This window comes from Bacillus salacetis (assembly GCF_003581585.1).
Taxonomy (GTDB): Bacteria; Bacillota; Bacilli; order Bacillales; family Bacillaceae_B; genus Rossellomorea; species Rossellomorea salacetis.
The window spans coordinates 47,470-66,920 of sequence record NZ_QXIR01000025.1; the positions used below are offsets into that span (position 1 = coordinate 47,470).

24 protein-coding genes and 1 other annotated feature are annotated in these 19,451 nt (G+C 41.0%); of the genes, 17 read left to right on the forward strand and 7 right to left on the reverse strand.

The window, feature by feature from the left end; translation table 11 throughout:
* Positions 1-771: 771 nt before the first annotated feature.
* From D3H55_RS16510 to D3H55_RS16520, 3 genes are all read left to right on the forward strand, one after another.
* Positions 772-1,143, forward strand: a complete 372-nt coding sequence (locus D3H55_RS16510) for a VOC family protein (RefSeq protein ID WP_119548421.1) — start codon at positions 772-774, stop codon at positions 1,141-1,143.
* A gap of 168 nt (positions 1,144-1,311) precedes the next feature.
* Complete coding sequence (locus D3H55_RS16515; RefSeq protein ID WP_119548422.1) at positions 1,312-2,721, forward strand: hypothetical protein; 1,410 nt, start codon at positions 1,312-1,314, stop codon at positions 2,719-2,721.
* 48 nt (positions 2,722-2,769) lie between these two features.
* The gene (locus D3H55_RS16520; RefSeq protein ID WP_119548423.1) at positions 2,770-3,588 is read left to right on the forward strand and encodes a GNAT family N-acetyltransferase; all 819 of its coding nucleotides are present in this window, start codon (positions 2,770-2,772) and stop codon (positions 3,586-3,588) included.
* A 96-nt stretch (positions 3,589-3,684) separates the two neighbouring features.
* Here the strand turns inward: D3H55_RS16520 and D3H55_RS16525 are convergent, their stop codons facing one another.
* Entirely contained in the window at positions 3,685-3,903 is a 219-nt protein-coding gene (locus D3H55_RS16525) for a superinfection immunity protein (protein ID WP_240628612.1), read from the reverse strand.
* 513 nt (positions 3,904-4,416) lie between these two features.
* Between D3H55_RS16525 and aspD the strand changes: the two genes are divergently transcribed.
* Positions 4,417-6,030 (forward strand): aspartate 4-decarboxylase, encoded by a 1,614-nt coding sequence (aspD, locus tag D3H55_RS16530; protein ID WP_119548425.1) that lies wholly within the window; start codon positions 4,417-4,419, stop codon positions 6,028-6,030.
* Between the two features lie 102 nt (positions 6,031-6,132).
* On the opposite strand, the gene D3H55_RS16535 is transcribed toward aspD, so the two are convergent.
* Positions 6,133-6,609 carry a hypothetical protein gene (locus tag D3H55_RS16535; RefSeq protein WP_119548426.1) on the reverse strand — a complete coding sequence of 159 codons (477 nt, stop codon included), beginning with the start codon at positions 6,607-6,609 and terminating at the stop codon, positions 6,133-6,135.
* Between the two features lie 51 nt (positions 6,610-6,660).
* Positions 6,661-7,017, reverse strand: a complete 357-nt coding sequence (locus D3H55_RS16540; protein WP_136035734.1) for a hypothetical protein — start codon at positions 7,015-7,017, stop codon at positions 6,661-6,663.
* 290 nt (positions 7,018-7,307) lie between these two features.
* On the opposite strand from D3H55_RS16540, the gene D3H55_RS16545 reads away from it, so the two are divergent.
* Positions 7,308-7,802 (forward strand): YehS family protein, encoded by a 495-nt coding sequence (locus D3H55_RS16545; RefSeq protein ID WP_205685502.1) that lies wholly within the window; start codon positions 7,308-7,310, stop codon positions 7,800-7,802.
* 3 nt (positions 7,803-7,805) lie between these two features.
* A complete protein-coding gene (locus tag D3H55_RS16550) occupies positions 7,806-8,513 on the forward strand; it encodes a M48 family metallopeptidase (protein ID WP_119548428.1) in 708 nt (235 codons plus the stop codon).
* Positions 8,514-8,597: 84 nt separating this feature from the next.
* On the opposite strand, the gene D3H55_RS16555 is transcribed toward D3H55_RS16550, so the two are convergent.
* Positions 8,598-8,891: a hypothetical protein gene (locus D3H55_RS16555; RefSeq protein ID WP_119548429.1), complete on the reverse strand. Its 294-nt coding sequence runs from the start codon at positions 8,889-8,891 to the stop codon at positions 8,598-8,600.
* 178 nt (positions 8,892-9,069) lie between these two features.
* Here D3H55_RS16555 and D3H55_RS16560 point away from each other — a divergent pair, with 178 nt between their 5' ends.
* Positions 9,070-9,948, forward strand: coding sequence for an SDR family oxidoreductase (locus tag D3H55_RS16560; protein WP_240628613.1), 879 nt, complete (start codon positions 9,070-9,072; stop codon positions 9,946-9,948).
* 416 nt (positions 9,949-10,364) lie between these two features.
* On the opposite strand, the gene D3H55_RS16565 is transcribed toward D3H55_RS16560, so the two are convergent.
* Complete coding sequence (locus D3H55_RS16565) at positions 10,365-11,546, reverse strand: DUF3344 domain-containing protein (protein ID WP_119548430.1); 1,182 nt, start codon at positions 11,544-11,546, stop codon at positions 10,365-10,367.
* 447 nt (positions 11,547-11,993) lie between these two features.
* On the opposite strand from D3H55_RS16565, the gene D3H55_RS16575 reads away from it, so the two are divergent.
* The 3 genes from D3H55_RS16575 to D3H55_RS16580 all read left to right on the forward strand — a co-directional run bounded on the left by D3H55_RS16575 (position 11,994) and on the right by D3H55_RS16580 (position 13,563).
* Complete coding sequence (locus D3H55_RS16575) at positions 11,994-12,461, forward strand: redoxin domain-containing protein (protein ID WP_240628614.1); 468 nt, start codon at positions 11,994-11,996, stop codon at positions 12,459-12,461.
* A gap of 273 nt (positions 12,462-12,734) precedes the next feature.
* Positions 12,735-12,869, forward strand: a complete 135-nt coding sequence (locus D3H55_RS25300) for a hypothetical protein (RefSeq protein ID WP_276310250.1) — start codon at positions 12,735-12,737, stop codon at positions 12,867-12,869.
* A gap of 61 nt (positions 12,870-12,930) precedes the next feature.
* The gene (locus tag D3H55_RS16580) at positions 12,931-13,563 is read left to right on the forward strand and encodes a CPBP family intramembrane glutamic endopeptidase (protein WP_136035738.1); all 633 of its coding nucleotides are present in this window, start codon (positions 12,931-12,933) and stop codon (positions 13,561-13,563) included.
* A gap of 80 nt (positions 13,564-13,643) precedes the next feature.
* On the opposite strand, the gene D3H55_RS25020 is transcribed toward D3H55_RS16580, so the two are convergent.
* Together D3H55_RS25020 and D3H55_RS25025 are read right to left on the reverse strand one after the other, a co-directional pair.
* Positions 13,644-13,886: an alpha/beta fold hydrolase family protein gene (locus D3H55_RS25020; protein WP_240628615.1), complete on the reverse strand. Its 243-nt coding sequence runs from the start codon at positions 13,884-13,886 to the stop codon at positions 13,644-13,646.
* 21 nt (positions 13,887-13,907) lie between these two features.
* On the reverse strand, positions 13,908-14,363 hold the full coding sequence (locus tag D3H55_RS25025) for an alpha/beta fold hydrolase (protein WP_240628616.1): 456 nt from the start codon (positions 14,361-14,363) through the stop codon (positions 13,908-13,910).
* 199 nt (positions 14,364-14,562) lie between these two features.
* Between D3H55_RS25025 and D3H55_RS24415 the strand changes: the two genes are divergently transcribed.
* From D3H55_RS24415 to D3H55_RS16615, 7 genes are all read left to right on the forward strand, one after another.
* Positions 14,563-14,700, forward strand: a complete 138-nt coding sequence (locus D3H55_RS24415; protein ID WP_168413139.1) for a hypothetical protein — start codon at positions 14,563-14,565, stop codon at positions 14,698-14,700.
* Positions 14,672-15,169: a VanZ family protein gene (locus D3H55_RS16590; RefSeq protein ID WP_119548434.1), complete on the forward strand. Its 498-nt coding sequence runs from the start codon at positions 14,672-14,674 to the stop codon at positions 15,167-15,169. The genes D3H55_RS24415 and D3H55_RS16590 overlap by 29 nt, the downstream gene beginning before the upstream one ends.
* Before the next feature lie 104 nt (positions 15,170-15,273).
* Positions 15,274-15,456, forward strand: a complete 183-nt coding sequence (locus D3H55_RS16595; protein ID WP_119548435.1) for a hypothetical protein — start codon at positions 15,274-15,276, stop codon at positions 15,454-15,456.
* A gap of 92 nt (positions 15,457-15,548) precedes the next feature.
* Positions 15,549-15,833, forward strand: a complete 285-nt coding sequence (locus D3H55_RS16600; protein WP_119548436.1) for a hypothetical protein — start codon at positions 15,549-15,551, stop codon at positions 15,831-15,833.
* An 89-nt stretch (positions 15,834-15,922) separates the two neighbouring features.
* Positions 15,923-16,177 (forward strand) — a binding site (T-box leader).
* Positions 16,178-16,480: 303 nt separating this feature from the next.
* Complete coding sequence (locus tag D3H55_RS16605; protein WP_119548437.1) at positions 16,481-16,939, forward strand: GNAT family N-acetyltransferase; 459 nt, start codon at positions 16,481-16,483, stop codon at positions 16,937-16,939.
* Positions 16,940-17,576: 637 nt separating this feature from the next.
* A complete protein-coding gene (locus tag D3H55_RS16610; protein ID WP_119548438.1) occupies positions 17,577-18,536 on the forward strand; it encodes a helix-turn-helix transcriptional regulator in 960 nt (319 codons plus the stop codon).
* 74 nt (positions 18,537-18,610) lie between these two features.
* Positions 18,611-19,243 (forward strand): type 1 glutamine amidotransferase family protein, encoded by a 633-nt coding sequence (locus D3H55_RS16615; protein ID WP_119548439.1) that lies wholly within the window; start codon positions 18,611-18,613, stop codon positions 19,241-19,243.
* Positions 19,244-19,451 lie beyond the last annotated feature (208 nt).

Genomic DNA, 19,451 nt, shown 5'->3' on the forward strand with positions numbered 1-19,451 from the left:
GTGCACATAAAAGAGGAGACCATGGTTCGAATAGGTACGAATATGAGTGAATCGTGCCCTTAGAAGAGTAGACTCAGATGTGAAGGGGTACGATTAGCTGTGAAACGTGTCACTTTGAAGGGAAACCTGAACTGAAGGGGTACGATTAGTAGAGGAACGTACCCTTAAAGAAGGAGACCTTGTTATGAAGGGGTAAGATTAGGGAAGAAACGTGCCTATAGAAGGGGAGTCCCGCGTTTAAAGGGGTACGAATATGAGTGAATCGTGCCCTTAGAAGAGTAGACTCAGATGTGAAGGGTACGATTAGCTGTGAAACGTGCCACTTTGAAGGGAAACCTGAACTGAAGGGGTACGATTAGTAGAGGAACGTACCCTTAAAGGAGGAGACCTTGTTATGAGGGGGTAAGATTAGGGAAGAAACGTGCCTATAGAAGGGGAGTCCCGCGTTTGAAGGGGTACGAATATGAGTGAATCGTGCCCTTAGAAGAGTGGACTCAGATGTGAAGGGTACGATTAGCTGTGAAACGTGCCACTTCGAAGGGAAACCTGAACTGAAGAGGTACGATTAGTAGAGGAACGTACCCTTAAAGAAGGAGACCTTGTTATGAAAGGGTAAGATTAGGGAAGAAACGTGCCCATAAAAGAGGAGACCATGGTTCGAATAGGTACGATTAGTAGAGGAAAGAACCTTAGAAGAGTGGACTTAGGTGGGAAAGGATACGATTAGTTAGGAAACCCTTGAAAGATAACCAAACAAATGGAGGAATCAATATGGAACTTGGAGCATTTTCTGTCAGTTTAAGTGTCAAGGATATTCAACGGTCGAAAGAATTTTACGAGAAGCCGGGCTTTAAGGCATTAGGCGGAGACATTGAGCAAAAATGGCTGATCATGAAGAATGAGGGAACGGTAATTGGCCTGTTTCAAGGGATGTTTGAGAAAAACATGTTGACGTTCAATCCGGGATGGAATGGCAATGCTGAGAATCTGAAGAATTTTACGGATGTCCGTGACCTGCAAAAGAAGCTGAAGGAAGAAGGGGTAGACCTCATCAAGGAAGCGGATGATTCGACAGAGGGGCCAGCCTTTATCACGTTGGAAGATCCAGACGGTAACCCGATTTTGATCGATCAGCATCGATAGGGCAAAGATCAGTTTGGATAGATTGCAGGCAATATCCGAGGGTGATGCATCCTGGTTACTGCCTGTTTTTCATTTTGGTAAGCATTTTTCTCACTCTTCAGTTAACTATTGAGATAGGAATATGGTATTATTTTACTATATAAATCAAGTTTGTTTGGAGGGGGAGAGATGGATTTTCGGTCACAGAAGAAAAGCTTGACGGAAAAACTGGAGTTAAAGAAGCAGGAAAGAAGCAAAAGGACGGCAACGCTTTTGAGACAGGTGAAGAAAGCGGAAGGTGAGAAAGCCAGGCTTCCTTTGGATTCAAGCTGCAATCGAAATGACGAAAAAGAAAGAAAGCTGAGGAAGCAGCTTCAATCGCAATTAAGGAAACTCCAGAAAAGGCAGGAGGAGCAGAAAAGGTTCACGAAGCAGCTGCAGAAGGATCTGATGGCTGTCCGGGACAGGGAATCTGTCCTCAAGCAAGAGAACTGGGAACTGCGGCGGGAACTTCATGAAACCGGAAAGCATCAGATGGAGAAACAGCAAGCCCTTAAAGCGCAGCTGGATGTGGAAACGGACAAAAGGATTCAGGCAGAACGGGTAGCAGAACAACTTCAGACTGAGAAACTCAAAAAGAATAAGAGCGGAAATAAATTGGCGGATCTGGCAAACCAGGTCAAGCATTTGAGAGCCAGCAACCAGGAATACCGTCAAAAACTTGAGAATTATGATTTATTAAAGGACCAGGAATATGGCGGGATGAAACAGGATATCGACAAGCTTTCGAAAGAGCTGGACCAGTATAAACTGGAGGAGAAAAAGCTGAAGGATCCAAGTTATCTTGTGAAGGCCATGAAAGAAAATTTGACCCCCGCACAAATCCCCGAGTTGCTTAATGTCCTGGAGACATTCATCAACCTTGAAAATCTTCGCTACTTTTACAGAGGAAAGCATAATGTATTCCATATTTTGATGAGGCGTTCGGGATTGCTGAAGCATCGGAGCCGAAAGATGACTGAAAGAGGGGATGCCTCCTCATCGACTGAAGAAGAAAGGCTTGGCTATCTTGTAGAGCAAAGAGGGGAGTGGCTCTTTGTCGACCTTGCTGAAAATGAATTTCCTTTTAAGTATCCTCTTTCCTGGGACATGCAGGCCAGGAATGAAAGTCCCGCAAGAGCAGTGATTGTTGAAGGGAAGGCAGTTCTCACAAAGCTTTTCACTTTGGAACTGCCTGATAGGGAAGAGAAAGGATCCGTCCTCCCCATCAAAACCAAAACGAGAAAAAGAACGTTTGCCGCGTTCGGGAACTATCATGTACTCTTGATCGGCGCAAGATTCCTCAGTGACTATAAGGTAAGATTGGAGAATCACGGCTGCACTGTTACTATACATAATCCTTATGAGGAAAACTATGACTTGCTGAGCGGAAAGCTGAATCAGGCGGATGTCATACTCGTGTGTGAAAAACATGTGCCCCATACTCTCTGGGGACATATCGACCGGACTGAAGAGAAGGTGAGTATACTGAAGAATGACAGCAGGGACCTGGTTGCTGCGCATGCTTATTGGACATTGGAGCGGTGCGGACTGGTGTAAATACAGTAAAACGAATTTGCTTGATTAATAGTGAGAGGATGATGACAGATGATTTTAGAATTGAAACATGCTGAATTTGGCAAGTGCAAAAACATACTATCTGACAACAGCCTCTTAGAAACAAAAGCAGTCATTGAAGGGACGCACCCGGGACGTATTTTTACAGATGACGCTGCGTCTCCTGCTTCGGGATTTATTTGGCTGGGAAGCAATAATGGTTTTATTTTTATCGGGGACGAGAACAATGAGAAATTTAATACAGGATTATACGATTATTTCAAAAGGGCAATTGAACCTGAAGCGAGGAAACAAGGAATGAGCTCCTTTGAAGCAATCGGTGATCATCCGGCTTGGGATGCGACCTTCAAAATCGTATTTGGCGAAAATATCACTGGCTACAACCAGAGAGTCTATCAGCTGCAGAAGAACCATTACAGAAAGCAGGATGAACCTGTTTTGGAGCAAGGGTATGACGTGGTCAAAATAACAAGGGAAACCTTGAATGCCCCCTATGACAACCAAAATTTTCTGCATTCAAAAATCTTGGAGTTCTGGCCGTCACTGGAGGCTTTTTTGAATGAGGGCATCGGATATATCGTAATTGGTGGGAATGAAATTGCAAGCATCTGTTTTTCAGGAGTAGTCGCGGGATCTGTTCATGGAATAGACATTGAAACGTTGGAACACCATCGGGGAAGAAAACTTGGACAGGCAGCGGCTCATGCTTTTGTCAAGGATTGCCTTGAGCAAGGCCTGACTCCCTACTGGGATTGCATGGAGGTCAACAAACCCTCTGTTTCCATTGCAGAAAATTTAGGTTTTACAAAGAAACTGGAGTATCGCTGGTATAGTGTATCTTTTGGATGATGATTGTCAATTTATATGAATTGCCAAGAAAAAAGGAGCATTCCCGTTCTAGAAAATGCCCCTTATCCTTTTAAATCCAAAGTGTAGATTTAGCTTTTAAACCTTTAACTTTTTTACTGCCAACGGATGATCACGGTCATCCTTTTTCAGCGATAAATATAATGCTGCAAACCATCCAAACAAGAGCCAGCCCAAGAAGAAGTTAATAAAATAAATCTTGATTTTATTATGTTTGTTTTTAGTTTTGGCGATGATGCTTGGAATCAAATACACAAATGCAGCTAGAAGAATAGGTATGATATTAAAAGTATCCAACGTTTCGCTCTCCTTTATAATTATTCGCATTTTTTAGTTAGGAAATTTGCCTTATTCAAACTCTCTGGGGTAACTTTTTGTTGGCCAAACAAACACTCTGACTTATTCACCTGGTTTTTGCCGGGTTTACATTTTAAAAAAATGTGATTTTGGTGTGAACACCAGGTTACAAACAAAGCCACGGTCTATAACCATGTGTTTCCGGCCCAAACACCAGGTTATAAACAGGTTTACATTTTATAACCAAGTAATTGTCGCCAAAACAGATGGTTATAAACGAAGCCACGGTCTGTAACCTTGTGTTTCCAGCCTAACCACCAAGTTAAAAATGAATTTCCATTCCATAACCAGGTCTATGCAGATACCCGTCAGTTAAAGGACTGTTTTTTAACTTATTTTACCATAATGATACTAAATTCCTGATATTTCCTCAATTAATTATACTTTCATATTCTCTGTCCCATTGAGGAATATTCTTCTTATGATAACGCCATATTTTAGGAGGAGATTAGGATGAAGGATCCGCAGCAAGAAAGCCGAAAGCTGGAGAAAATCAGTCCGTTTGAATTGAAGGATGAACTGATCGATCTTGCGACTGGGAAAAAGAGGATGACAAGGTCGATGCTTGACGCTGGCAGGGGGAATCCCAATTGGATTGCTGCCGCTCCCCGGGAAGCTTTTTTTGCTCTTGGGCAGTTTGCCATTACAGAATCGAGAAGGGTGTGGGATGAGGGGGATTTGGCCGGAATGCCTTCCCGGACAGGTATGGCTGAACGGTTCAGCCATTATGTGAAGGAGCATCAGCAAACTCCGGGCATCCATCTTCTGAAAGACATCGTTGATTACGGGATTCACACAAAACAATTCGAGCCTGATGCCTGGCTTTATGAATTGGTGGACGGGATTATCGGCGATAACTATCCCAATCCTGATCGGATGCTCGTCAGGACTGAACAGGTTGTCCATGACTTTCTATTGAAGGCAATGTGTTCCGGAGTTACGGGCTGCGGGAATTTTGATTTATTTGCAGTCGAAGGGGCCACCGCTGCGATGTGCTATATCTTTGAAACCTTTTATAAAAATCACCTGCTGCCAAGAGGGTCGAAGATTGCTTTGATGGTCCCGATCTTTCCCCCATACATAGAAATTCCCGAACTCCCGAATAATGCATATGATTTGGTCAAGATCAGGGCGACGGAGTTTGACGAGGAAGGCCATCATACCTGGCAGTATCCTGCAGATGAGTTGGATAAATTAAAGGACAAGGATATCAAGGCGCTCTTTGTGGTGAATCCGAGCAATCCTCCTTCTGTTGCGTTAAACAAGGAATCGGTTGAGAAGATCATCGATATTGTAAAAGAACATAACCCTGACCTGATGATCATTTCAGATGACGTTTACGGAACATTTGTGGAAGGGTTCCGTTCGCTCATGGTGGACCTTCCGTATAATACTATTGGCGTATATTCCTTTTCAAAATACTTCGGGGTGACGGGCTGGCGCTTGGGAACCATCGCGATCAATGAAAACAATGTGTTTGATAAGCTGATTAAAGAACTGCCGGAAGAAAAAAGAAATGAATTGAATATAAGGTACTCTTCACTGACACCGGATCCTGCTGAGCTGAAATTCATCGACCGGATTGTGGCGGACAGCCGTGACGTAGCGCTTAACCATACGGCTGGATTATCGACTCCGCAGCAAATCCAGATGGCGCTCTTTTCGATTTTTGCCATGCTCGATAAGGAGAACAAATACAAGAAGAAAACGAATGATATTTTAACGCGAAGAATGGTGTTATTATACGAGGGACTGGGACTGCCGAAGAAGCATTTGCCGAATGATGCAGACTATTATACAGAAATTGATTTGGAAATCTGGTGCAAGCTGCATTTCGAAGAGGGGTTCCTTGAGTACTTGCAGACTCACTATAAACCCGTGGACATCTTGTACCGTCTGGCTGAAAGGTCATCAATCGTGTTGATGAGCGGTGAGGGATTTATGGCACCGGAGTGGTCGATCCGTGTGTCGCTTGCGAATTTGGAGGATAAGGCATACTCTCAGATCGGGCAGGAACTGAAGAAGGTCCTGGATGATTATTTAGTGGAATGGAAGAAAAGCAATTAAGATTAACATAATATTATTATGTAAACAAGTATATACGTTGCATTGTACCTGAAACCGATACAACTATAAAACGGCTCAACGGACCTTGAGCCGTTTTGAAATTCACAGGTGTTTCTTAAGAGACTCCACAAATTTTAATAAATCTTCACTGCTTCCAACCTTCAACCAAGGGCTATCCAGGCAATTATCCTCATCCAAAACCTCCTCAACACAAAAGCGGAAATACTTGCTTACACTCAAATTTCCTGTACAGACTGCTTCGGAATCTCCTTCACATCTGATTGAAATACCTTGAACATCTTCTTCCAGAAAACCGATGCTGGCATTTGGAAGGACTGTACGTTCGGTGGTTTGTCCGTTAAATGATTCAACGATCACGATCAAGCTGCATGAAACGGTATTATTCGAAACAGTGATCAGGTATGAACCAGGGGTGTACGTGAGATCTTCAAAATAGAGCTGTTCTGCACTGTTACAAGGCTGGGACAGCGGGATATTCACCGAACGGTTAATAGGGTCAACGCAATTATTATTGAAAGTATAGTTTTGATTGGATTCTTTTGCATGCTTACCCGTCATTATATTTCTCCTTTCCGATTTTTTTCGTTGTAGCATTCTACGCTCTTTCCCTCAGCAGAAACCGAACGTTTTATCGATATTGATCGTTCCAGCACAAATGCCATCTGAATTCTCTGCACTACCGACATAGATTCGTTTCAAATTTTCTATATAAATAGCTTGGCGGTAGGGAACCGTACGCTCAATAGTAGCGCCATTTGCTGCTTCTATTATCAGAACCATGGGACAAGCGCTGTTGCCATTCGCTGCTAGGATTCTGTAAAATCCGGGTTCTGTTAAATCTTCAAAGTATAGACGTGCTTCACCATCACATGGTTGATTGATTGTTAAGATAAGTGACCTGTTATTTGGATCACTGCAGTTCACATTAAAATTCTCCTGAATGGTTACATTCTTCTTTTTTGACAATTTATATCCATTCCTTTCTTTTTACCAAATGAAAAAGTGTATCTTTTATATACAGGTCAAAACTAGTAAACAACACCCCATAAATTGAGAGAGTTGTTACTTATAATATGTTCGGCCACTGAATAGAGTGTGGACGAAAATCTGGATGGATAGTCTGCACAAAAGGCAGAATAGTTGAAGGCAGCCTCAATGGCTTGCAATTCATGCTATGTACCACGGCGGCTAAAGTGGTAAGCTAGTATTTCAGTGTTTGTTTAAAAAACTGGTTCAACTAACAGGAGGTCTATCAAATGAATATAGATAATAACGATATATTGATCCGCTTACGATATGCATTGGATATAAAGAATACGGAAATGGTGGAAATCTTCAAGCTTGGCGGCATAGAGTTGACTAAAGAAGAAGTGATGAAGGTGCTGACAAAATCAGAAGACGATCTTGCTGTAACGGAAAATCATATAGCATGTGATGATAAAATGTTTGAGTCTTTCTTAAATGGTTTTATTACATATAAAAGAGGACCGCAGGAACCGAAGCCGGGGCAGCCTGAACGTCCGGCGATCTCTTATGAACACGTGAATAATCTTCTGCTGAAGAAAGTGAAAATCGCACTTTCGTTGACAAGCGAAGATTTGATTGAGATATTGCAGGATGCCGGGGTTACAGTGACCAAAGGGGAAATCGGCGCCATTTTACGAAGAGAAGGCCACAAGAATTACCAGGTGTGCGGTGACCGGTATGCGAGGAATTTCTTAAAAGGATTAACGATCAGATACAGGGGATAAATCATGAATCATACTTTTTCAGGAGATACGATACATTTTGAGGTTAAATACAAGAACCGGCAATCCATCGGTATTTATATTGACAGTTATGGGGATGTCGAGGTACATGCCCCTAGAGGAACTGCTGATGGCAAAATCCTTCGATTAGTAGAGGATCATTGGGATGCTATTCTGCAGAATTCCAAAGAAAGGAAGGACCGCCTGAATGGTCCCCAGGAAAAGGCTTATGTCCCCGGAGAACAGTTTCTGTACTTAGGGAAGGTCTATCCTATCCAGTTCCATCAGGATTCGTCTATTCCGAAAGATAATATCAGATTTGATGATAAGGTGCTGCATGTCTATGTCAAGGAGTTGGAGGATGATCGGATCAAGCAGGCTTTGAAACGATTCTATTACCAACAGTGTAAAGCGTTAGTAGAGAAAAGGATCGCCGTGCACCAGCATCACTTCAAATCAAAACCGCACTCCATCCGGATCACAGACAGCTCCACAACATGGGGGACCTGTGATGCAAAAAGGAAGCTGACCTTCAATTGGAAGCTGGCCATGGCTCCGCTAGAAGTCATTGACTATGTGGTCATCCACGAGATGTGTCATATGAGCCATCTCAATCATGACAGATCCTTCTGGCGGCTAGTCGGTAAAATCATGCCGGACTATAAAGAGAAAGAAAATTGGCTTGCCGCATCCAGTTGGAGGATGACGGTGTAGTAGTGTCGGGTGTGTTGTCGTTATTGGTTTATGGAAGGGTAGCTAAAGCAGCGGGGGGAAGTGTTCGAAGTCAGTAGTTATGATTTATCTTCCATCCCGCTTTTCTAATTGATAAAGCCGTTTATCCATATGAGTAAGCCTGCTGTGCAGGTAGTCAAATTCAGTGTCAGTATATTTTCTGCGGGTTTTCAGCAATCCAATAACATCTTCAGTTTGAGCAGCCTCGATTCTGTTTACCGTCGTATCAATATTTAAAAGCTTTCCATTCAACTCAGGCATCAACTTTTGCTCTACATTCATAAGCCTTTCATTCATATCACTCATCATCTTTTGCCCTTGCTTGATTTCCCTCAGGATCACATGCAATGCTTCTCCCATTTTCAACACCTCCTTTTGACATTATTTTACCATGTGTAAATGCCTTTACACCAAGTTTTATGGGATAGGTAATGTTATATTACATGTTGGTTCCTAAAATGATGTTTAACCTCCAAGTAAAAAAGGAATTTTAAATATAGTACTATAGTAAATTCAAAACTTTTAGGAGGCGTCATGATTGAGTGAATTAGACAAACAGACATTGTTATCAGACGGGGTTACTCCTCAAACACAATCCGAGCAGCCTGGAGTAGAGAAGGAAATGGATCCAGTTCCGGTTTATGAATTGGAGACCCATGTCGGATCAGGAAAATTAAAAGGAAAAGTGGCTTTGATTACAGGCGGAGACAGCGGGATCGGAAAAGCCGTTGCGATTGGGTACGCGAAAGAAGGCGCGGATGTAGCCATTGCGTATCTGGATGAACATGAGGATGCTGAAAATACGAAGAAGCGCATCGAGCAGGAAGGCGTCAAGTGTACCCTGCATGCTGGTGATATCGCTGACGAAGATTTTTGTTTCAAATTGATAGAGGAAGTCATCGGACACCACGGTAAACTGAATATCCTTGTCAATAATGCGGCGCGTCAGGAAGTGAAGAAAAGTGTATTGGATATCAGTGCCGAACAATTGAAGCGGACGTTCGATGTCAACTTCTTCTCAATGGTTCATCTTACGAAAGCCGCAATCCCTCATCTAACAGAGGGCGACAGCTTGATTTACACAGCATCCATCAATGCGTATGTTGGGAATCAAGCGCTGATTGATTACACATCCACAAAAGGAGCGATCGTTTCATTTACTCGTTCGATTGCCCAGGAGCTCGCTCCGAAAGCAATCCGAGTGAATGGCGTGGCACCAGGCCCGATTTGGACACCGCTTATCCCGGCGACGATGCCGAAGGAAAAACAGGAAGAGTTCGGGGTTTCTACCCCTCTTGGCCGTCCGGGCCAGCCTGCTGACTTAGTGGAACCTTATATCCTGCTTGCCTCTGAAGGTTCAGCCTACATGACCGGGCAGTTCATTCATGTGAATGGCGGAGGATTTATGTCTTCTTGATTTATGGTGAATAAAGAGCTGGGTAAGCATAAATTGCTTATCCGGCTCTTTTTGATATAAAAAGGGAAAATCAGTAAAGGCGAGTGATGACAAGGGAAGGCAGCCCATATGAGGTACCACCTGGTGGAACAGAGACCGCACGGTGATCCTTTCCAACAAAAAAAAGAGCACAGCCCGTATGTCAGCTGTCCTCCGTTTCTATTAGGCTCTTTTCGTAAACTTTGTTGCTATTCACTATAAATTTCAACTAATATCCTGGTAAATCGCCGTGAAAACCCCTGTGAGCAGGAAAGAAAAGAGCTGCTCGTTCTTTTTTGAGAGAAAAACCTCTGAATTCAGGGGAAAAATCCGGCACCTGGGATTTTTCCGAAAGCAACAATATATGCGAAAACAGCCTTCTATTAAGGCAGTAGACTCTAGCACACCGGAAGAATAACTTTTATCACAATCATCGCCACTGTTGTGCCAACTGGGGTAGGTCTGGTGGTAATGTAAGCCTCGGCAGTACTGGAGTCAAAGAAATCATTCGGAAGCCATTCCTTTGTGGTCCGGTAGCAAAGAACATTATCAATCTGCAAAGTGAATTCTATTGTTTCCGTTTCATTTGTCTGAGTGTCTATTACATCGACAAACACATCGGCAATCCCTTCTGCCTTCAAAGCATAAATGGGTACTTCGGAACCCTTGAGTTCTCCGCAGGGGGTTGGAACGTTTGCGTAACTAGTGCATTGTTGTATGATCTGGCTGATTTTTGAAACATCCACTCCCGGCGTACCGGTGACTTCAAGAGTCCAGGGTTCACTAACAACGAAGGTAAGTGATAATACGGCTTCATTATCACAAGGAGGGCATGTCTGAGTTACGGAAAATACCTGGGCGATCCAGCCCAAGCAATCATCTTTGGATACAATGGAAGCTATGGCTTCCGTATCTCCTGGATGAAGCAAATCACTGACATCGACCGTAAGCGTGTCCCAAAAGGGTCCGTCCCCTCCCGGAAATGCATCCGGTCCCGCAACTTGTGCTTCATTGAAATAGGCTCGATCCCTATAGGACTGTCCATCCCCGACGATAAAGGTTGTCTTGGCTTCCGGTGTGTTGGAAACCAGAAATCGTGAAAAAGAAGTTGCAGCTGATGAGGGCAGTACCGCGCCGCCATCGTTTATAATGATGGTCTTCTCCGGAAGATCTTCATGAGAATAGATGACAACCAGGGTGGCTCCTTCAAGAATGGAATCACCGCCGCCGGGATTTATTTGCAGCTTATTGTTTCTGCTGATGTTCCTAAAGGAGACCTCCGCACGGAAGTAATGGGTCACTTCTCTTGGCCAGCATAGGCTTCTTGTGCTGGAAATAAGCGTCCCTTCAAATGGTGAATCATTTATATATCCTCTATTGCTATAGGTAGATTCTTTCTCCATGGCCATCCAGTAAAGAAATGCTTTAGTAATGGTAACAGATGGAGGCAGGGGAATCAGGACCCTGGCAGTGCTGCTATCCCTCAGGCTTACACCGGCAGCTGCGTAATCGCCATTTTGATGCGTTCGATAAAATTCCTTCAACGCCGGTTCATGCCGGCTGTCATTATTTTTGCTCATTTCTATCACTCTTTCATTTTATTTAAAGACTCGTAAATAAGAATTCCGAAAATATATCGTAAATAATAAAACAGAATCATCTGTTTAAAGACATTCCTGAATAAGTTTTTGTAGAAATGGAACTGATCCGCTATCAACGTGCTGCTATAGTATATTCAAGCCTTCCTGCCATGCTTGTACAAATAGGAAGCGCTGGATTGTATACTATACCTAAAGCAAATGTCTAAAGGAGAGAAATAATGAATTCGGTCATTGAGGTATCCTTATTCAGTTTGGTCCCGTATTTGATTCCCCTGGTCTTCATCATTCTTGTCTTTTATTTATTTAGAAAAAACAAAATGTAATGTAGAGCATCGAAACGTTTTATACTCTGACCAAGGGGAAGAGTATGAGAGAGGGCATCTTTAGGTGTTCTTTAGAGTTATGCACGGATTGGAGGGATATGATATGGCACTTGAACTAGGTGATAAAGCACCCGATTTTCATCTTTCATCTACCAGGAAAGAGAAGATTTCGTTATCGGATTATAAAGGGAGGAAGAATGTCCTTCTTGCTTTTTACCCTCTCAATTTCACCCCTGGCTGAATTACCGAGTTGACCTCTTGGAAAGGGGACTACGAAGAAATTAAAAACACCGATACTGAAATTCTGGCCATCGGTGTCGACCATATTTTCTCGCATAATGTGTTCGAAGCGAGCCTCGGAACCCTGCCATTTCCTCTGTTGTCGGACTGGCATAAAGAGACAGTCAAAAAGTATGACGTGTTCAATGAAAAAGACGAAGTGGCTGTACGCTCCTGTTATTTAATCGATAAAAATGGGGAGATCGTGTACAAGGATATCGACTTTAATCCGACTGATAAAAAAGTATACGAAGGCTTGCTGAATGAGTGCGGAAAGTTGTCGCTGAAATAGAGAAGGTTCTATTATCAATACAGGGCAGTAACGGGAGACCTGCTAATGCAGTCTCTGGTTGCTGCCCTTTTTATAATTTTAAAAGGGATTTTCCAGTTTGTGGAGAAAAGGTAAATAGAACAATCTCTGCGAAACCAGACTTTTTATAAAAGGAATTGCCAAATCCCATTAATTTAACAGACAAGCAGCGGTTAGCGGGATGCAACAGTCTGTAAGGCACTATTAAGGGCAAGGAAGAAATTCCAGAACCGGATCATACGCTTAAGGGATGAAATGAATGCTGTTGTTTTCTACGAACAAATGGTTAGTAAAGATGAGGAAGTCCTGGCAAGATTGTTCACGATAGAAAATTGGTGTTTAATCGATGGGAACTGGATGATTACCAGGGAGATTGAAGAGGCTATCTGAACAAGTTCAGGGAAAAGAGCTGAACTCGTTTGCTGAAATCAGTGGCAGGGATGATGTATATATGAAAAATTCAGGAACCAAAACCTTTTTATTAAAAACTCTTCAGCTTATGGGGTTATACCTGCTCGCCTTTTTATTGGAAAGCGTAATCATACCCCAACTGACCTTTATCCAAGACAGTTTGCCAGAATTTACAGGGCGGCATAAAGTCCAAAATCGTATAATCGTGATTTTGTTTCTGTTGACTTTACTACTGACGATCGGAAAGAAATACTACTATTTATTTTCCACTGAACCTTTGAAAGCGAAGGAAAGTTACGTATGGACCTCTGCCACAATCATCGCCATTTATATAATCATGCAATCAACCGGATTTATCACCATAGCGGAGATTCGACTCTTTCCACTTGATCCCGGGGATTATTTGCAATTACTGTTTATTGTGGTCATATTGGTTCCGATCCAAGAGGAGTTCCTTTATAGAGGATTATTATTACTAGTACCAGATCATAAAGTGAAATATCTCATGCTAATTGTATCATCCATTTTGTTTGCGCTCCTCCATCATGATCCTTTTGCATTCTTTTGGATGGGAATGGGGTACGGTATTTTAGCCATTCGGTTTAAGAATATCTGGGTCCCGATTCTGGCGCATGCTCTTTGGAATTTGGCTGTTTCATTTATTGAGTTTTAACAGGGGGGATTGTTTAATAATATACGTAAAAAACAACCTTTTCGGCATGAAACGGCTGTTTTTTTACGTTTATTAAATTATTATTCCGTTGAGATTTTCTCAATGAACAGTTCCAGTACTTTTGTGTAAAGCTCGGGTTGTTCAGAGTGAACTAGATGAGATGCGAAAGGAATCACAGATATATGTACCTGCTCAGAAAATTCCGGATAGGTTTGTACCCCTGCCGTTTCATACTCATTACCTTCCCCAACGAGCAAAAGTAGAGGTGAAGAAATATCTGTAATGTCTGTAGTGTCTTTAAATGGATACCAATTTTCATCCATTCCCTTATAAATGAATTGCCTTCAATCGGTGGTATGCAGGTTATCAAAATACGCTGCAGTTTTTTCATCTTTAAGAAGAAATTCCTTTTGTTCTTCCACCTGTGCATTATTCATCTCAGCCCAATTAACCGGCTTCTTGGTAAATATTCCTGATACAGTTAAAGATATAACTTTAGCCGGGAACATCTTGGCAAACTTCAATCCTGCCAATGCTCCCAGTGAACATCCCACAAGATGAACTCTTTCAAGGTTGTAGTGTTCCAGCGTTTCTGCCAAATCAGAAGCACAATCTTCGAAGTAATTTGAAAGATCATTCTCCCGGGATTTCCCATGGCCCCTTAAATCTGGACATAACACTCTGAAATTCTTCTTGAAATGACCCCTTTGATATTCAAAGTCCGTTAAACCGGTGTGTAACCCTGAATGAAGGAAGACTAGGGGATCTCCTTTACCAAAGACCTCTGTATGTAATAGCAATTCATCCTCTCCTTTTTTGAATATTCACAAGATAATAATACCATAAAAAGGAATTAATTTACTGTCCACTTTATTTCAGCATCCACAATATTCAGGTTTTTTATTGTGAGGTCCGAAAAACAGTGCAGAATTTTGGCGTAAACCGAAACTTAATCTGATTAGCAATCGTCTGTATTTAAGGAAGAATCAAAAATAGTAAATGGGTGCTGCAATGGGTACAAGAAAAGTAATGGGTGAAATCTTCAGTTCTTTAAGTCGTTTAAACAATAGTGGAAATTTGGAAAATGCAGCAGAGACAGGAGAAAGATATGCAAAAAATAAAAAAGATTGGTTTTAATATTAGCTTTATTTTTTATTTATTGGCACTGATTGTTATATTATTTCTGGGGTCACTCAGGGGCAATGTTTATACGGATCTTACGTTGTATGAATATATAAAAAGCTCATCGAATTTTATACCTTTCAAAACCATTACATCCTATGTTTCTGCTATATTTGATGGGACAATGAATATGAATATTCCTATCAAAAATCTGGTTGGTAATCTTTTGTTATTCTTGCCAATGGGGATCTACCTACCGTATTTTATTAGAAGTTTGAACAGGGTAAGCATGTTTACTGTTTCTATGATTGTACTGTTGTTAACCATTGAACTGATACAGTTGTTAACAAGAAGAGGAAGCTTTGATATAGATGATTTAATCTTGAATATGATCGGTGCTTTCATAGGATATTCACTTTCGAGTACAGGAATCATTGGAGAATCCTTAAAAAGGACTCAACATGCTTTTTCTGCAAAATCTTAAATTGAATCAACCATCATATGGTGTTTTTAATTTATATGTAGCCGCGCTTATTCAAGCAATCGTACATGCAAAGAAGCAAAGGCATTAAGGAGGTTTAGGTTGAAGTGACTCCGAAAATTAAATTTGCACTATTTCTCTTACCGATTGCATTCATTGTCATAAGTGTACTGGATCAATCAGGATATCTGAATGAAAACTCAGGAATAATAGTTGTTATGTTTTCAGCTGCTATCGGAACAGCATTTGATGTATTTCAACAAAGAAAGGAAATAAATAAAATTAAATAATGATAGTTGGGGTCAGGGCAATTTGAGCTAACTAGAAAAAATATGTTTTATAGGTTACTATTTAAAGAAGAATGAATAAGAGGGGGAATTGTATGTGGATTGTATTTGGGGTTATCGCGATTGCAGCAACTTTTATTAATCTTTATCTGTATAAGGCAGGAAAGGATTACAAGCTTGCCATGGCAATGGGTCTGTCATTTACTGCATTGACAATTTGTGCAGACTACAGTTATCTAACGAATTGGGTAGAAGCGGAAGATTGGGCGGCTTTATCTGATGTCATACCTGGCATGGCAAGGGCATTTTGGTTCTTGACGATTGCCTCTATTTTACTGAATGTCTCTCCTATCTTTTTAGAACGAAAAGGCAGGAAATAAGGAAAATAAGGACATCATGACGAGTTTTGATGATTTTTTGATTGACCATTTACATAATTGATCGAATATTGGATAATATTAGATAATATTTATATGCGATGAAGAGAAGAGTAGGTAGTAAGTATCCTTCCCAGAGAGCTCCGATTGGTGAAAAGGAGCAGGGGTGCATTATTGAAGCAAGCCTCAGAGCATCACATTGGAACTTACTAAGGGATGGTGTGACGGGTACTCCCGTTATAGAGGAAGGGTATAAGCAAAGTGTATATTTGCTGTACCTGATAAGGTTAATATGGCGACATATTAATAAAATGGGGTGGCACCACGATGAAAATCTCGTCCCCAAGACACATGTCTTGGGGGTGGGATTTTTTTATTTGTTTTTAATAGGCTGTTTTCGTAAACTTTGTTGCTATTCAATATAAATTTCAATTAATATCCTGGTAAATCGTCGTAAAAACCCCTGTGAGCAGGAAAGAAAAGAGCTGCTCGTTCTTTTTCGAGAGTAAACCCTTTGTACCGAAAGCAGCAATATATGCGAAAACAGCCTTTTAATAAGTATGTAGTTTGAAGGATAGATTGATTGTTATGCAGTGCTTGTGCAAAAGAAGTGCTGAGTTAAAAAATTTCTTGATTAGAGGAGAATATATATGGCACAAATATCAATCCGGGAAATAACTGAGAAGAATCTCTATCCATGCCTCGACCTCAAGCTGGCGGAGGATCAGGTTGATCGAATCGCTCCTAATGCTTACTCTATAGCAGAGTCTAAAGTGAATTTCAATTTCACACCTTACGCAATACATTTAGATGAAGAAGTTATTGGGTTTGTGATGACGGAATATGACTCAAAGGAGATTGAAGAGCGGAAGCATTGGATTCCCAGGTTTATGATCGATGTCTCTTATCAGAGAAAGGGGTATGGAAAAAAGGCGATGAACCAAGTCATTGAAATGCTAAAAAGAAAGGATGATTGCCATTATATCAGTCTTTCAACAGAGCCGGATAACTTTCCCGCCCTTCGATTCTATGAGTCACTTGGATTCATCAATACTGGCGAGATGCTTGAAGGAATTGAAGTTATTTTACTATTAAAGCTCAGACATTAACCTGCAAACAGATGTTATAAATAAGGCGGTTGCTTAACAGGCAGCCGCACTTTGTTCAAGTAACTCGATTAACTTCCAGTGACCATGGGGGAGTAGGATTATCAATACCTGAATCCCTGCATGAAATATTGTAAAGTTTTAACAAAATAAACATATGTTTAATTAGATTCAACGTTCACGGAAGGGAGTTGTACAGTTGTGCAACGTATTAAATTTATGATTAAACATTTCCTTGGTGAGCCTTTTTGGTTTAAATCACTGATCATTAGCACTTTACTTCTTTCAATCATCTTCAGCAGTTCATTTTTTTCTGATTTTGATTACTTTCCAGGCCTTTCTAAATTAGCGGCCGCGATCTTTTTTTGTGCTTATGGAATAAAAATGCAAAGCAATCTTAGGATTTCTGGTATCTTTTTCATATTAACCGTAATATGTATATTTTTATCGCTGCTGTCTTTTACTTAGATTGATGGTTACCATTCATTGAAATGAGCCATCGGAAAATTGAATAGTATAATCATAATTAGGCACGAGAATTCAATATCGTGCTTTTTTGCTGAGACGGACATTGTAAGAAGTAATTATATTTGAAATAATCGGTATTGTAGACAGTTATTAATGATAGAGGTGGAATCATATGCCTAAAATGGACAATATGTTAGCAATTCTATGGATGCTTCGTTCAGGTGAAAAAATCACTGCACAACAAATTTCAGAAAAGTTAGAAATGAATATTAGGACGGTGTATCGTTATATTGATACCATTTCCATAAGCGGCGTACCGATCATTTCAGAGCCAGGACATAACGGTGGATATTCTTTAATGAACAATTTCATTGAAGCGCCTCTTTTTTTTGAAACTGAGGAGCAAACTTCACTATTCCATGCTGCGGTGTTTGCAGAAGAAGCCGGATACTATGGTGGTGAAGCACTCAATAGGGCCATTTCAAAACTAAGTAAATACTCCAATCAAGAGCAGGAAACAAAGAGAAACCAGCAAGTAACCAGTCTTGAAGTAATCAGCCGGTTAAGTTCTCCCTCTATGGCAACTTTTTTGAAGGACCTGGAGCAGGCTTTAGCTGGCGGGTACTCAGTCAATATTCTCTATCATAAAAGCGGCGGCAGGCAATTACATGATCGATTGGTCGATCCCTACAGAATCATCTATTGGAATAATAAGTGGTATATGATTGGGTTTTGTCATCTTAGGAATGATATCCGCAGTTTTAGAGTAGACCGGATTGAAAGTCTTAATCTGACTGAAAATAAGTTTAACCGGCCGGAAAATTTTTCAGCGCGTGACTTTTTCATAAAAAATCTCCTTCCTGCAATAGAAGACAGGGAAGAAATGTCTTTGGTTATTAATGGGGACAAAAGTGTATTGGATGATATTTGCCAGCATTGGTTTTTAGGGCATTATTTAGAAGAACGGACTATCAATCAAGCCGTTTTTCTTCTTGAAAAAGAGATGATACATACATATGTACCTTATTTACTTTTACCATACAATAAATCTCTTAAAGTTATTGAGCCGGCAAGTCTTAAAGAAAGAATGATTGAAGTTCTGTCGGAATTAATAAGATTTTATCAAGAATGATCACTTCCCTGACGTTAACTGTCAGGGAAGTTGTTTTATACTGACTGTATCAATGGTGATGGGAGTGTAATTGGATGCAAGCACAAAGAGCTTTTCTATATGTAATGGATACAATGTCGGACTGGGAATATGGATATTTAATGGCAGAACTAAACTCGGGGAGGTATTTCACAAAAGGGCTGGCCCCTTTAAACGTGATTACAGTTGGAGCGGATAAAGGAATGATTACTACGATGGGAGGGCTTAACATAAAACCGGATATTTCCCTTGATGAATGTACTCTTGATGAAAAAGATCTTTTGATCTTACCGGGAGGGACTACCTGGAGTGAGGAAATTCATGAGCCTATTTTGGAAAGAGCCGGCCAGGCTTTAACGCAGGGAACGATTGTTGCTGCCATTTGTGGTGCAACTGATGCCCTTGCGGATAAGGGATACCTAAATTTCAGAAAGCACACGACTAATAATTTGGATTACACAAAAATGGTATGTCCTGGTTATAAAGGAGAAAAGTTCTACAAGTCAGGACCTGCGGTATCTCATAAGAATTTAGTTACGGCATCTGGAGTCGCTCCTCTGGAATTTGCAATGGAAGTACTGAAAAAATTAGATGTATTTGCACCAGATGCACTGCATTCATGGTATAACCTCAACAAGACTCATAAACCTGAATACTTCTACCAGCTGATGAATTCAATAAATAGCTGAGCTGAAAGACTTAGCCGTTAATGAAGATAAAAGCTCACTTTCTCTATTCGATTTACAGAGAAGTTGGGCTTTTTCATTTGGAATTTCCTCATCCTTGGAAATCTGCATTTTACTGACGCTGCCCTTGCTAGTTAAAACAGGAAAACAACATTTTATTAGAGAATAAATTGAATTAGTCGAGGTCATCTCAGACTATTGCTCTTATTCC

Bases quoted from the DNA above. Each gene is read 5' to 3' on its own strand.
- D3H55_RS16510 (WP_119548421.1), top strand. From the start codon at position 772: ATGGAACTTGGAGCATTTTCTGTCAGTTTAAGTGTCAAGGATATTCAA.
- D3H55_RS16515 (WP_119548422.1), top strand. From the start codon at position 1,312: ATGGATTTTCGGTCACAGAAGAAAAGCTTGACGGAAAAACTGGAGTTA.
- D3H55_RS16520 (WP_119548423.1), top strand. From the start codon at position 2,770: ATGATTTTAGAATTGAAACATGCTGAATTTGGCAAGTGCAAAAACATA.
- aspD (WP_119548425.1), top strand. From the start codon at position 4,417: ATGAAGGATCCGCAGCAAGAAAGCCGAAAGCTGGAGAAAATCAGTCCG.
- D3H55_RS16535 (WP_119548426.1), bottom strand. From the start codon at position 6,609: ATGACGGGTAAGCATGCAAAAGAATCCAATCAAAACTATACTTTCAAT.
- D3H55_RS16545 (WP_205685502.1), top strand. From the start codon at position 7,308: ATGAATATAGATAATAACGATATATTGATCCGCTTACGATATGCATTG.
- D3H55_RS16550 (WP_119548428.1), top strand. From the start codon at position 7,806: ATGAATCATACTTTTTCAGGAGATACGATACATTTTGAGGTTAAATAC.
- D3H55_RS16555 (WP_119548429.1), bottom strand. From the start codon at position 8,891: ATGGGAGAAGCATTGCATGTGATCCTGAGGGAAATCAAGCAAGGGCAA.
- D3H55_RS16565 (WP_119548430.1), bottom strand. From the start codon at position 11,546: ATGAGCAAAAATAATGACAGCCGGCATGAACCGGCGTTGAAGGAATTT.
- D3H55_RS25300 (WP_276310250.1), top strand. From the start codon at position 12,735: ATGAATGCTGTTGTTTTCTACGAACAAATGGTTAGTAAAGATGAGGAA.
- D3H55_RS16580 (WP_136035738.1), top strand. From the start codon at position 12,931: ATGAAAAATTCAGGAACCAAAACCTTTTTATTAAAAACTCTTCAGCTT.
- D3H55_RS25020 (WP_240628615.1), bottom strand. From the start codon at position 13,886: ATGGATGAAAATTGGTATCCATTTAAAGACACTACAGACATTACAGAT.
- D3H55_RS24415 (WP_168413139.1), top strand. From the start codon at position 14,563: ATGGGTGCTGCAATGGGTACAAGAAAAGTAATGGGTGAAATCTTCAGT.
- D3H55_RS16590 (WP_119548434.1), top strand. From the start codon at position 14,672: ATGCAAAAAATAAAAAAGATTGGTTTTAATATTAGCTTTATTTTTTAT.
- D3H55_RS16600 (WP_119548436.1), top strand. From the start codon at position 15,549: ATGTGGATTGTATTTGGGGTTATCGCGATTGCAGCAACTTTTATTAAT.
- D3H55_RS16605 (WP_119548437.1), top strand. From the start codon at position 16,481: ATGGCACAAATATCAATCCGGGAAATAACTGAGAAGAATCTCTATCCA.
- D3H55_RS16610 (WP_119548438.1), top strand. From the start codon at position 17,577: ATGCCTAAAATGGACAATATGTTAGCAATTCTATGGATGCTTCGTTCA.
- D3H55_RS16615 (WP_119548439.1), top strand. From the start codon at position 18,611: ATGCAAGCACAAAGAGCTTTTCTATATGTAATGGATACAATGTCGGAC.